This is a genomic window from Amycolatopsis sp. SID8362, assembly GCF_010550475.1.
In the GTDB taxonomy this organism is placed as follows: Bacteria; Actinomycetota; Actinomycetes; order Mycobacteriales; family Pseudonocardiaceae; genus Amycolatopsis; species Amycolatopsis eburnea.
Window position 1 is genome coordinate 1 of the sequence record NZ_JAAGNB010001212.1, and the last position, 11,489, is coordinate 11,489.

An 11,489-nucleotide genomic window follows, 5' to 3' on the forward strand; every position below is an offset into this window, starting at 1 on the left:
CCACCTGCCCGGGCTCGCCGAGTCCGCGCGGACCGCGTTCACCGACGGCATGGCGGCGACGCTGTGGGTCTGCGCCGGGCTCGGCGTGGCCGGGGCGCTGCTGGCGGCGCTGTTCCTGCCCGGGCGGGCGGTCGCCGGGGCGCAGCCGCGAGAATCGGGGCATGACGTCGTCGCCATCTGAACCGCAGGGACTGCGCGAACGGAAGAAGGCCAGGACGCGCGCCGCGATCCAGCGGCACGCGTTGCGGCTGTTCCACGAGCAGGGCTACAGCGCGACGACGGTCGACCAGATCGCGGCCGCGGCGGAGATCTCGCCCAGCACCTTCTTCCGGTACTTCCCGACGAAGGAGGCGACGGTGCTGTACGACCCCTTCGACCCGATGCTCATCGCCGCGGCGCTGGCGCAGCCGCCCGAGCTCAGCCCGATCGGCGCGCTGCGGGCGACCGTGACGACCATCCGCGAGGTGCTCCCCGCCGACGAGTGGGAGCGCGAACGCCAGCGGCAGCGGCTGGTGCTGCGCGAACCGGAGCTGCGCACCGCGGCCATGGACAAGTTCGCCGAGGGGATCGACCTGCTGGCCGGGTTCGCGGCGCAGCGCACCGGACGCGAGCCGGGCGGCTTCGAAGTCCGCAACTGGGCGGGCGCGGTGGTCGGCGTGGTGCTGGCCGCGTTCCTGGGGTCGGCGGCGGACCCCGAGGCGGACACGCTGGAGGTCCTCGACGAAGCCGTGGCGCACCTGGAAGCGGGCTTGCCGCTCTGAATCGGCGAATCGCGTTCGCGTTTCGCGCTGACCTGTGTGGGTGGCGGTGCGAGCGTGGGGGACTCCCCGTCCGGAGCAGCCGCGACACGCGGTCCGACGGAGTGATGAAGCCAAATGATCACCGTTTACGCCTGTGTGGGTGACCCAACTGTTCCATAGTGGACAGTGGTCACCGCTGCGTGACGATCGTGATCGGTCAGGATGATCTTCAGGGGGACGGGCAAGCTTTCGACGTTAATCAGATGCGGGCCAGTTCGCTCTTTCCGGATCCGGCACGTAAGGGTTAGAAAACGTCTCCAACCGGTGATCGGGTGGCTTATCTCCGACACGGCGGGTATCGATTTAACCCGTCAGGTCTCCCGAGGCCAGGAGGTTAGGAATGAAAGGCAAGTTCGGGCGGTCCATCGCCCTCGTAGCCGCGAGCAGTCTGCTGGCGGTCGGAATGGCGGGGATCGCCTCCGCGAGCCCGGACGGGGGCAAGGGTTCCTCCAGCACCCAGGCCCTCGCCGCACAGGTGCTCCAGCTGCGTGACGACCTGACCAAGGTGGCCTACGCGGGCAACGTCGGCGCCACGCGCGGCGACCTCGGGCAGTTCAGCCCGGTGCTCGCGGACATCGCGGCGGGCAAGCGCTACACGGTCCAGACGGACACCGAGCAGCTGGCCGGCCTGGCCAAGGGCCGGGCCGACGAGTCCGCCCGGCTGCTGAGCGACCCGACGGCCAAGGCACGCCAGCTGCCGCCGCTGCCGGTCCCGATCCCGTCGCTGCCCGACCTGCCGGGCCCGCTGAAGATCGTCAGCGACCTGGTGAAGGCGTTGCTCGCAGCCGTCACGGGCATCCTGGGCGGGCTGCTCGGCGGCCTGCCGGTACCGCCGCTGCCGGTGCCACCGCTGCCCGCTCCATAACCACAGAGGAAACAGGGGGATCCGGAGCCCGGCCCGCGGACATTTCTCCGTGCCGGGCTCCGGATTCGTTTCACTCCGGTTTCTTGGCCAATCCTTGCCGCAATGCGCCCGCCATTTCGGCCAGTGCTTCGCGGAATCGCGTGCCGACGCCGGTGAAGTTGATGAAACCGTGGATCAGGTCCTCGTGCCGCCGCAGCGCCACGTCGACCCCGGCGTCCGCGAGCTTCTCCGCGTACGCCTCGCCCTCGTCGCGCAGCGGGTCGAAGCCGGCCGTGACGACCAGGGCAGGCGGCAGGCCGCTCAGGTCGTCCGCGCGCAGCGGGGAGAGCCGCGGGTCGGTCAGGTCGGTGCCCTCCGGCACGTAGTGGCCTTCGAACCACTTCATGTGCACGTCGGTCAGGAACAGGTCCTCGGCGAACAGGTCCTGCGAGCGGTAGCGGTGCGCGAAGTCCGTCGCGGGGTAGATCAGCAGCTGGAACGCCGGCGCCGGGCCGCCGCGCTTGACCGCCTGCTGCGCGGTCACCGCCGCGAGGTTGCCGCCCGCGCTGTCCCCGCCGACGGCGATCCGCGCCGGGTCGGCGCCGAGGTCGCCCGCCTTCGCCACCGCGTAGTCGAACGCGGCCAGCGCGTCGTCGGTCGCCGCCGGGAACGGGAATTCCGGGGCCAGCCGGTACTCGATCGAGAGCACCCGGATCCCGGCGTGCTTGGCCAGGAAGCGGACGGCGTTGTCGTGGCTCGCGCGGGTGCCGATCACCCAGCCGCCGCCGTGGAAGAACACGAGCAGCGGCGACTTCTCGGGCAGCCCGGCCGGCGTGTAGAGCGTCGCGGGAACGTCGCCGTCGGGCGTCGGCACGGCGATCTCGCGCACCGCGACCGGCTCGATCGGCTTGCCGCTGACCAGGTGCCTGCCCAGGTCGAGCAGGGCCCGCGACTGCTCGACCGAGCCGCGCACGAGCTCGGCCTTCGCGATCTTCTGCAGCCGGAGCAGCAGCTGGGCGTCGAGCGCCAGCTCCTGGCCGTCGATGCGGACGGTCCGGCCCGCCGCCGCGCGCCGGATCGGCGTGGGCAGCCAGAACGCCAGCTGGGACGCGGCCGCCTGGACACGGATCGGGAGCGGGATCGCCATGGTTCCTCCTGAGCGTCGATGCCGCCCCGGACGTTACTTGTCAGTAGGTAACAGGTCCAGCTGTGACCAGGACCTCCGTCCCAGAGTCTGGTCCTCCAGTTAAGTCGAGGGGTTAGCCTGGAAAACGTGACTTCAGCCAGGACGCTCAACGTGCTCGGGATCGGCGGCTCGCTCCGCGAGGGGTCGCAGTCCGAACGCGCGCTGCGGATCGCGCTCGGCGGCGCGGCCGAAGTCGGCGTCCGGACCCGGTTGCTGGCCGGCCCGGAGCTGGTCCTCCCGTTCTACGACGCCGGTGTGCCGGAGCGCGACGAACGCGCCACGCGGCTCGTCGAAGCGATCCGGGAGGCGGACGGGCTGATCGTCGTCTCGCCCGGCTACCACGGCGCGCTGTCCGGCCTGGTCAAGAACGCCCTGGACTACGTCGAGGACCTGCGCGACGACCGGCGGCCCTACCTCGACGGCCGCGCGGTCGGCCTCGCCGCCGTCGCGTACGGCTGGCAGGCCGCGGTGACCACCCTCGAACAGCTGCGCACGATCACGCACGCGCTGCGCGGCTGGGCCACCCCTCTGGGTGGTTCGATCAACTCCGCCGAGACCAAGTTCGACGAGGGCGGCGGCGCGTCGGACGAGAAGACGACGCGGACCCTGCGCCTGATCGGCCGCCAGGTGGCCGAGTTCGCGGTGACGCGCACCGCGTGACGTTTCGCCCGGGGGAGCCCGGGTAATCGACGTACGTGACGCCTGCCATGTGCGGGCACCGTTCCGCGGGTGCGGGATGTTGTGCCCAGTGAGACGCTCGCAGAGGAGTGTCCGGTACAGAAGGCGGGCTGAGGATGAGCGAGGCGATCTACACGGCGGTGGCGACGGCGCGCGGCGACGGCCGCAACGGCGAGGTGACTTCGTCGGACGGCGTCATCGACGAGTCGCTGGCCATCCCGAAGGAGATGGGCGGCCCGGGCGGGGACAAGACCAACCCCGAGCAGCTCTTCGCCGCCGGCTACTCGGCCTGCTTCCACAGCGCCCTGCAGCTCGTCGCCCGCCAGGCCAAGGTCCAGCTCCACGACTCGACGGTGACCGCGGAGGTGAGCGTGCTCAAGCAGGAGGTCGGCTTCGGCCTCGGCGTCGCGCTCAACGTCTCCCTGCCGGGTCTCGAGCAGGCGCAGGCCGACCAGCTGGTCGAGCAGGCCCACCAGGTCTGCCCCTACTCCAACGCGACCCGCGGCAACATCGAGGTCGCGCTTTCCGCGACCGTTTGACCCCCACTCCGAACCAGTCAGAGGAAAGGATCACCGCCAGATGAGCAACTCTCCCATCAAGAGCCCGCTTTCCGAGGCCGACAAGGAGATCACCGGCAACGCCCTGCAGGCGACGCTGGTCGACCTGGTCGACCTTTCCCTGATCGCGAAGCAGGCCCACTGGAACGTCGTCGGCGCCAACTTCCGCAGCGCGCACCTCCAGCTCGACGAGCTGGTCAACACCGCGCGCCAGTACGTCGACGAGGTCGCCGAGCGCGCCAACGCCATCGGTGTTTCGCCGAACGGCAAGGCGAAGACCGTCGTCGAGAGCTCGGGCGCGCCGGACTACCCGGACAACTGGCAGTCCGTCGAGGCCACGGTCGCCGCGATCGTCGACATCCTCGCCAAGCTGATCGAGCGGCTGCGGGCGCGCATCGACGAGACCGACAAGAGCGACCTCGTCACGCAGGACCTGCTGATCGAGATCACCCGCGCGCTGGAAGAGGCGCACTGGATGTGGCAGGCACAGCAGGCTTGATTTTTCGCGCGAAAGGGCCGTTCCGGACGGAGCGGCCCTTTTTCGTCGGTGGGGGCAAGTACGTTCGGTGGCATGGTCCTGCACCAGGGAAAAGCCGATCGCGACCGCACCGCCGGGACGAACCCGCTCTACGCCGGGGCGAACCCGGCGCTGGCGGCCGACTTCGTCATGCCGCACGACAAGCTGCGTGACGACTCGCTGCCACCCGACACCGCGTTGCAGCTCGTGCGCGACGAGCTGATGCTCGACGGCAACGCGCGGCTCAACCTCGCCACGTTCGTCACGACGTGGATGGAGCCGCAGGCGCGCGAGCTGATGGCCGAGTGCGTCGACAAGAACATGATCGACAAGGACGAGTACCCGCAGACGGCCGAGCTGGAGCGCCGTTGCGTGAACATCCTCGCCGACCTGTGGCACGCGCCGGACCCGGCGGACGTCATGGGCTGTTCGACGACCGGTTCGTCCGAAGCCTGCATGCTCGCCGGGATGGCGTTGAAGCGCCGCTGGTCCAAGCTCGGGCGCACCGGGAAGCCGAACCTGGTGATGGGCGTCAACGTCCAGGTCTGCTGGGAGAAGTTCTGCGAGTACTGGGAAGTCGAGCCGCGGCTGGTGCCGATGGAGGGCGACCGCTACCACCTCTCCGCCGAGGAGGCGGTCGCGCGCTGCGACGAGAACACGATCGGCGTGGTGGCCATCCTGGGCTCGACGTTCGACGGCAGCTACGAGCCGGTCGCGGAGATCGCCGCGGCGCTGGACGCCCTGGCGTCGCGGACGGGCTGGGACATCCCGATGCACGTCGACGGCGCTTCCGGCGCGATGATCGCGCCGTTCCTCGACCCCGAGCTGGAGTGGGACTTCCGGCTGCCGCGGGTGGCGTCGATCAACACGTCCGGCCACAAGTACGGCCTCGTGTACCCGGGTGTGGGCTGGGTGCTCTGGCGCGACCGGGCCGCACTGCCGCCGGAGCTGGTGTTCAACGTCAACTACCTGGGTGGCGACATGCCGACGTTCGCGCTGAACTTCTCGCGCCCGGGTGCCGAGGTGGCGGCCCAGTACTACACGTTCGTCCGGCTCGGCCGGGAGGGTTTCCGTGCGGTGCAGCAGGCTTCGCGTGACGTGGCGACGCACCTTTCGTCGGGGATCTCCGCTTTGGGTCCCTTCGAACTGCTGACCCGCGGGGACCAGCTGCCGGTGTTCGCCTTCACGACCCGCCCGGACGCGGGGTTCGACGTCTTCGACGTGTCACGCCGCCTGCGGGAGCGGGGCTGGCTGGTGCCGGCGTACACGTTCCCGGAGCACCGGACGGACCTGGCGGTGCTGCGGATCGTCGTCCGCAACGGCTTCACGCACGACCTCGCGGACCTGCTGCTGGCGGACCTCGAGCGCGTGCTGCCGGACCTGGCGAAGGAAGGAGGCCACCCGAAGGATCCTTCGAAGGCGACCGCCTTCCACCACTAGTGCCAGGACTTGGCGCGGGCGTACTGGTCGGGCCAGCGCACGTCGGCGCCGAGGACGTTCGCCGCGCGCAGGGGCCAGTGCGGGTCGCGCAGCAGGGCGCGGGCGAGGAACACGACGTCGGCCTGGTCGCGCCCGATGATCTCCTCGGCCTGGTGCGGGTCGGTGATCATGCCGACGGCACCGGTCGGAACGCCGGCTTCGGCGCGGATCCGCTCGGCGAACGGCACCTGGTAGCCCGGGCCGACGGGGATGTCCGGGTTCGGGACGTTGCCGCCGGTCGACGTGTCGACGAGGTCGATCCCGCGCTCGGCCAGCAGCTTCGCCAGCCGGACGGAGTCGTCGGCGGACCAGCCGCCGTCGGCCCAGTCGGTGGCGCTCAGCCGGGCGAAGAGCGGCAGCTCGGTCGTCGCACGGACCGCGTCGGCGATCTCGAGCGCCAGGCGGGTGCGGCCCTCGAAGTCGCCGCCGTAGCGGTCGGTGCGCCGGTTGGACAGCGGCGACAGGAACTGGTGGACGAGGTAGCCGTGCGCGAAGTGCAGCTCCAGCACGTCGAAGCCGGCGTTCTCGGCCCGGCGGGCCGCCTGGGCGAAGGCTTCGGGGAGCGTGCTCACTTCGTCGGTGGTCAGCTCACGTGGCGTGGCGTAACCGCCAAACGCGGTCGCGGACGGACCGACGCTCTCCCAGCCACCGTCCTCGGGCGCGACGCTCCCAGGCCCTTCCCACGGCCGGTGCGTCGAACCCTTCCGGCCGGCGTGCGCGAGCTGCATGCCGATCGCGGTGTCCTGCCCGTGCACGAAGTCGACGATCCGGCGCCAGGCGTCGGCGTGCTCGTCGCTCCAGATGCCGGTGTCCTGCGGGCTGATCCGCCCTTCGGGGCTGACGGCGGTGGCCTCGGTCAGCACGAGCCCGGCCCCGCCGGCGGCGAACTGGCCGAGGTGGACGAGGTGCCAGTCACCGGGGAAGCCGTCGGTGGCGGAGTACTGGCACATCGGCGACACCCAGGCGCGGTTGGGCAGGGTCAGGCCGCGGACGGTGATCGGGCTGAAGAGTCGGCTCACCCCAGGAGCAACGGCACGTGCCCGCCGTCTCTTCCCGTCGCCAACACCTCTACCGGCGAGTAACCTCACCCCCATGGGTGTCGCCGCAGACGAACGTCAGGCCTTGAGCTCCCTCCTCCGCGACCTCGGGCCCGACGCGCCCACGCTGTGCGAAGGGTGGACGACCCGGGACCTCGCCGCGCACCTCGTCGTGCGTGAACACCGTCCCGACGCCGCGCCCGGGATCCTCATCCCCGCGCTCGCCGGGCACACCCAGAAGGTCCAAGACCGCTACGCCGCCAAGCCGTGGGGCAGCCTCGTCGAGCAGGTCAAGAAGGGCCCGGCGAAGTTCTGGCCCACCGCGATCGGCCCCCTCGACGAGCTCACCAACACCGCCGAGTTCCTCGTCCACCACGAGGACGTCCGCCGCGCCCAGCCCGGCTGGGAACCCCGGCCCGCCGACGGTACGAGGGACGCCGCGGCCTGGAAGTCGGCGAAGCAGGCCGCCAAGCTCAACCTCCGCAAGGCGCCGGTCGGGGTCGTCCTCCGGACCACGACCGGGCAGGAGGCCGTCGTCAAGGCCGGGCCCGAGCCCGTCGCCGTGATCGGGGCGCCGATCGAGCTGCTGCTGTTCGTGTTCGGCCGCGACGCCGTGCACCTCGAGTTCGAAGGCGACGCGGCCGCCGTCACGAAGCTGCAGGCCGTGAACCGCGGACTCTGACCGAGACCCAGCGGCCCACCGGCAGCGACACCACGATCGCGGCCAGCACCAGGTGCACGGCCATGAACGCCACCGCGGCCGGCACGCTCGGCGGCCCGCCGAGGAACACGATCATGTGCGACGCCCACTTCAGCTCGGTCGGCTTCGTGCCCGCCGCCCAGACGTCGTTGAGCGCCCAGAACGTCAGGTCGTTCACGCCCGAGATCACGACGAGGATCGACGCGATCCCGACCTTCAGCACGTTCGCCGTCCGGCCGCCGCCGAGGCGGTACGCCAGCAGCGCGAACAGCACGATGAACGTCGTCACGAACAGCTCGAACTGGTACACCGGCTGGAAGTCCTGGTCGGGCGAGCGCGCGAACCCCTGCACCCGCATCACCAGCTCGGTGTCCAAATAGGACATGTAGACGAACACCGCGAACACGATCAGCGCCGGCCCGAACCGGCCGCGCGGGAACAGCGAGACCGTCAGCACCGCGAAGACGAACGGGCACAGCTTGAACGCCCAGTCGCCGACGTTGTCCAGCGTCTGGTCCGGCGGCAGCACCACCATGATCAGCAGCGTCGTGACCACCGCGGGCACGGCGGCCACCAGCCACAGCCACTGCCGCCGCCGGTAGAGGGCGGCGACCAGGCCGGGCGATTCCAAGAGCGTCACAGTTCCTTCTCCACCCAGAACGGTCCGAGGGCCAGCGCGTCGACGTCGGTCTTGAGGTAGCACGCGATCGCGTCGGCGGGGCTGGCCACGATCGGCTCGTTGTTGTCGTTGAACGAGGTGTTGACGACCATCGGCACCCCCGTCAGCTTCTCGAACTCGCTGATCATCCGGTAGTACAGCGGGTTGTCGGTACGGCTGACAGTCTGCACCCGCGCGGTGCCGTCGACGTGCGTGATCGCCGGGACCTCGGCGCGCTTGTCCGGCAGGACGTCGAACACCAGCAGCATCACCGGCGACGGGTAGTCGCTGACGAAGTACTCGCCCGCCCGCTCTTCCAGGCACGACGGCGCGAACGGCCGGAACGCCTCGCGGTGCTTCACCTTCTCGTTCATCCGCGTCTTCGACTCCGGATCGCGCGGGTCGGCGACGAGCGAGCGGTTGCCCAGCGCCCGCGGCCCGCACTCCATCCGGCCCTGCACCCAGCCGACGATCTTGCCGTCGGCGACCTTCGCCGCCGTGTGCGCCGCGATGTCGTCGACGCGCTCGTACTTGACGCCGGCGTCCTGCAGCGCCAGCTCCATCTCGGCCTCGGTGTAGTCCGGGCCGGTGTAGGTGTAGCCGTCGCGCGGGCGCGGCTTGCCGTACTTCGCGACCGACACGTCGAGGGCCGCGCCGAGCGCGCAGCCGTCGTCGGCTGCCGCGGGCTGGGCGAAGAAGTCCTCGAACGGCGTCTCCAGCAGGATCCGCCCGTTCATGACGCTGTTCAGCGCGACCCCGCCGGCCACGCACAGCCGCTTCGAACCCGTCTCCCGCTGGAGCCACCGCGCCAGGTGCAGGCCCGCTTCCTCCAGCGTCACCTGCAGCGCGTACGCGATGTCGCAGTAGTGCTGGGGAACCGGATTCTCAGCCGTGACGCGGGTTTTCGGCCGCGCCGGGCCGAACGTGTCGGTGAACTTGCGAGACATCACGTGCTTGCCGGTGCGGTGGTGGCCGAACCACGACAGGTCCAGCTCGAAGCCGCCGTCGTCGTCGAGGTGGATGAGCTGCTTGAACGCGTCGACGTAGGTGTCCTCGCCCAACGGCGCGAGACCCATGATCTTGCCCTCGTCGCGGGTCGGGAAGAAGCCGAGGTAGCCGGTGACGCCCGCGTACATCGCGCCGAGCGAGTGCGGGAACTTGATCCGCCGCAGGTCGACGATGCGGTTGCCGCGGCCGTGCGCGAGGTAGGTCGCCGTGCCGTCGCTGCCGATGCCGTCGAAGGTGAGCACGGCCGACTCGTCCCACGGCGAGATGAAGTAGCCGCTGGCCGCGTGCGCGCGGTGGTGGTCGACGAGGTGGGTCTTGAACTTCGTCGGCCCGGTCCAGCCGACGGCTTCCTTGACGTCGTTCGCCAGCGTGTAAGACCGCTTGATGTGCGCCAGGACCGCGCCGCCGACGTGGTAGTCGTCGTGCCCCTTGCCGCCGCCGGTCCGGAACGTGTCGACCATGCCCGCCGACTTGCCGCCCTCGTCGCCGTTGGCGTTGCGGAAGACGTCGAGCGTGCCGGGGAAGTAGCGCGCGAACACCTTGGCCGCGTGGATGCCTTCCTTCCAGCGCTGCCAGTAGTAGGCGACGTGGTCGACGTCGGCGAGCGTGATCCCGGCGCGCTCGAGGCAGAACTTGATGGCCTCGGCGGGGAAGCCGCCGTCGTGCTTCACGCGCGTGAAGCGTTCCTCCTCGGCGAACGCGATGATCTCGCCGTCGCGCACGAGTGCCGCCGCCGAGTCGTGCACCCGGCTGATGCCCAGTACGTACATGATCTCTCCCAGTGGTTCAGAATCGGCGGACCAGGCGCCGCAGGACGGCCGCCTTCACCGCGAGCGCGAGGACGAGCGCGGCGAACCCGCCGACCGGCCCGAGGACGGGGACGAGCAGCGCCGCGGCGACGGCGGTGGCGACGAGCGAGACGACGGCGGTACCGGACGTCAGCGTCAGCACCTTGCTGTTGGTGTTTTCGATGAGGAAGCCCGCGTACAGGCCGATCGCGTACAACGCGGTCTCGGCGAGCACGAGCACCCCGAGGACGACGTACGCGTCTTCGGCGGTCAGCAGGGCGCGGGTCCCGGGGATGGCGAGACCCGCGCCGAGCAGGACGACCACGGCGATCCCGGCGCGTTCGACCAGCCGCAGCAGCGAAACCGCCCGCGCCCGCCCGGCCGCCGCGCCGGTGCCGCGCATCCGCCGTGACGCCGCCGGCTGGTGCAGCTTGAGCTGGTAGTACAGCAGCGAGCAGAACGCGCTCGACACCAGCAGCGCCAGGTAGAACGGGCCGCTGTCGGTGGTCCGGCCGGACAGCGCGAGCACCGCGAACACGACCGACGTCGAGATGACGTCGAGCAGTTCGGTCAGGCCGAGCAGGACGGTGCTGCGGCCGAACGCGGGCAGCAGCCGGTGCCCCGGGACACCGCCGCCCCGCAGCCACGGCCGCGGCAGCAAGGCGACCGAGGTGCCGAGGATGACGAGGATCCCGCCCAGCAGCACCGCCAAGTGCGTCTCGGGCGGCCAGCGCACCGCCCACGTCACGCACGTCACGACGCCGACGACGACCGAGCCCGCGGCGAACGCCAGCGCGTCCAAAGTGGACTTGTCGCGCAACCGGTGCAGGCCGGACACGGTCATCAGCAGCCCGCCGGAGATCGACCAGGCCGCCGCCGTCAGGTACAGCGCCGCGTCCGACCGCGGCGCCACCACCAGCGCGACGGCCGTCGCCACCAGCACCGCCAGCACGGGCACCGCGGCCAGCCGGACCGCGAGCGCCGCGACGGCGTCCCGGGTCCGGTGCAGCCGCGGCAGGCTCTTCAACGCCGACTTCTCCGCCGCGGCCGGCACGAAGTTGAGCCAGGTCATCAGGCCGAGCGCGTTCGCGAAGCGCCCGTAGTCGCGGGCGCCCCACGCCGTGATCAGGACCAGCCCCATCAGCTGGACCGCCAGCCGGAACACACCGCGGCCGGCGAGCAGCCGCAGCACCACCGCCGGGCGCGGCGGGGCCGCGGCCGGCGAGGTGGTGGCGGG

At 70.9% G+C, this 11,489-nt stretch carries 12 protein-coding genes and 1 pseudogene; 8 read left to right on the plus strand and 5 right to left on the minus strand.

The annotated features are described in order from the left end of the window. From G3I65_RS37280 to G3I65_RS37290, 3 genes and pseudogenes are all read left to right on the plus strand, one after another. Nucleotides 1–181: pseudogene (locus tag G3I65_RS37280) on the plus strand (MFS transporter); the annotation flags it as partial. Next, nucleotides 162–761, plus strand: coding sequence for a TetR family transcriptional regulator (locus G3I65_RS37285; protein ID WP_191984100.1), 600 nt, complete (start codon nt 162–164; stop codon nt 759–761). The pseudogene G3I65_RS37280 and the gene G3I65_RS37285, both read left to right, overlap by 20 nt. A 379-nt stretch (nt 762–1,140) precedes the next feature. Beyond that, the gene (locus G3I65_RS37290) at nt 1,141–1,665 is read left to right on the plus strand and encodes a hypothetical protein (protein ID WP_160700251.1); all 525 of its coding nucleotides are present in this window, start codon (nt 1,141–1,143) and stop codon (nt 1,663–1,665) included. 70 nt (nt 1,666–1,735) lie between these two features. On the opposite strand, the gene G3I65_RS37295 is transcribed toward G3I65_RS37290, so the two are convergent. Then, nucleotides 1,736–2,791, minus strand: a complete 1,056-nt coding sequence (locus G3I65_RS37295) for an alpha/beta hydrolase (RefSeq protein WP_160700252.1) — start codon at nt 2,789–2,791, stop codon at nt 1,736–1,738. A 150-nt stretch (nt 2,792–2,941) separates the two neighbouring features. Between G3I65_RS37295 and G3I65_RS37300 the strand changes: the two genes are divergently transcribed. From G3I65_RS37300 to G3I65_RS37315, 4 genes are all read left to right on the plus strand, one after another. Beyond that, nucleotides 2,942–3,490, plus strand: coding sequence for an NADPH-dependent FMN reductase (locus G3I65_RS37300; protein WP_160700259.1), 549 nt, complete (start codon nt 2,942–2,944; stop codon nt 3,488–3,490). A 134-nt stretch (nt 3,491–3,624) separates the two neighbouring features. Then, complete coding sequence (locus G3I65_RS37305) at nt 3,625–4,047, plus strand: organic hydroperoxide resistance protein (RefSeq protein WP_160700253.1); 423 nt, start codon at nt 3,625–3,627, stop codon at nt 4,045–4,047. Between the two features lie 40 nt (nt 4,048–4,087). After that, entirely contained in the window at nt 4,088–4,564 is a 477-nt protein-coding gene (locus G3I65_RS37310; RefSeq protein ID WP_160700254.1) for a Dps family protein, read from the plus strand. 72 nt (nt 4,565–4,636) lie between these two features. Next, nucleotides 4,637–6,022 (plus strand): glutamate decarboxylase, encoded by a 1,386-nt coding sequence (locus tag G3I65_RS37315; protein WP_160700255.1) that lies wholly within the window; start codon nt 4,637–4,639, stop codon nt 6,020–6,022. On the opposite strand, the gene G3I65_RS37320 is transcribed toward G3I65_RS37315, so the two are convergent. Then, complete coding sequence (locus G3I65_RS37320; RefSeq protein ID WP_309235916.1) at nt 6,019–7,080, minus strand: NADH:flavin oxidoreductase/NADH oxidase; 1,062 nt, start codon at nt 7,078–7,080, stop codon at nt 6,019–6,021. The genes G3I65_RS37315 and G3I65_RS37320 overlap by 4 nt on opposite strands. Before the next feature lie 73 nt (nt 7,081–7,153). Between G3I65_RS37320 and G3I65_RS37325 the strand changes: the two genes are divergently transcribed. Next, on the plus strand, nt 7,154–7,780 hold the full coding sequence (locus tag G3I65_RS37325) for a TIGR03085 family metal-binding protein (protein WP_160700257.1): 627 nt from the start codon (nt 7,154–7,156) through the stop codon (nt 7,778–7,780). On the opposite strand, the gene G3I65_RS37330 is transcribed toward G3I65_RS37325, so the two are convergent. The 3 genes from G3I65_RS37330 to G3I65_RS37340 all read right to left on the minus strand — a co-directional run. Continuing rightward, nucleotides 7,746–8,438: a hypothetical protein gene (locus G3I65_RS37330; RefSeq protein WP_249027297.1), complete on the minus strand. Its 693-nt coding sequence runs from the start codon at nt 8,436–8,438 to the stop codon at nt 7,746–7,748. The two genes, G3I65_RS37325 and G3I65_RS37330, sit on opposite strands and share 35 nt — an antisense overlap. Beyond that, the gene (locus tag G3I65_RS37335) at nt 8,435–10,234 is read right to left on the minus strand and encodes a carbamoyltransferase C-terminal domain-containing protein (RefSeq protein WP_160700258.1); all 1,800 of its coding nucleotides are present in this window, start codon (nt 10,232–10,234) and stop codon (nt 8,435–8,437) included. Before G3I65_RS37335 ends, G3I65_RS37330 begins: the two co-directional genes overlap by 4 nt. A 16-nt stretch (nt 10,235–10,250) precedes the next feature. After that, on the minus strand, nt 10,251–11,489 hold a 1,239-nt coding region (locus G3I65_RS37340; protein WP_239071688.1), incomplete at its 5' end, for a hypothetical protein.

Coding starts and splice junctions, on each gene's coding strand:
- G3I65_RS37310 (WP_160700254.1), top strand. CDS start 4,088: ATGAGCAACTCTCCCATCAAGAGCCCGCTTTCCGAGGCCGACAAGGAG.
- G3I65_RS37295 (WP_160700252.1), bottom strand. CDS start 2,791: ATGGCGATCCCGCTCCCGATCCGTGTCCAGGCGGCCGCGTCCCAGCTG.
- G3I65_RS37305 (WP_160700253.1), top strand. CDS start 3,625: ATGAGCGAGGCGATCTACACGGCGGTGGCGACGGCGCGCGGCGACGGC.
- G3I65_RS37285 (WP_191984100.1), top strand. CDS start 162: ATGACGTCGTCGCCATCTGAACCGCAGGGACTGCGCGAACGGAAGAAG.
- G3I65_RS37325 (WP_160700257.1), top strand. CDS start 7,154: ATGGGTGTCGCCGCAGACGAACGTCAGGCCTTGAGCTCCCTCCTCCGC.
- G3I65_RS37315 (WP_160700255.1), top strand. CDS start 4,637: ATGGTCCTGCACCAGGGAAAAGCCGATCGCGACCGCACCGCCGGGACG.
- G3I65_RS37335 (WP_160700258.1), bottom strand. CDS start 10,234: ATGTACGTACTGGGCATCAGCCGGGTGCACGACTCGGCGGCGGCACTC.
- G3I65_RS37290 (WP_160700251.1), top strand. CDS start 1,141: ATGAAAGGCAAGTTCGGGCGGTCCATCGCCCTCGTAGCCGCGAGCAGT.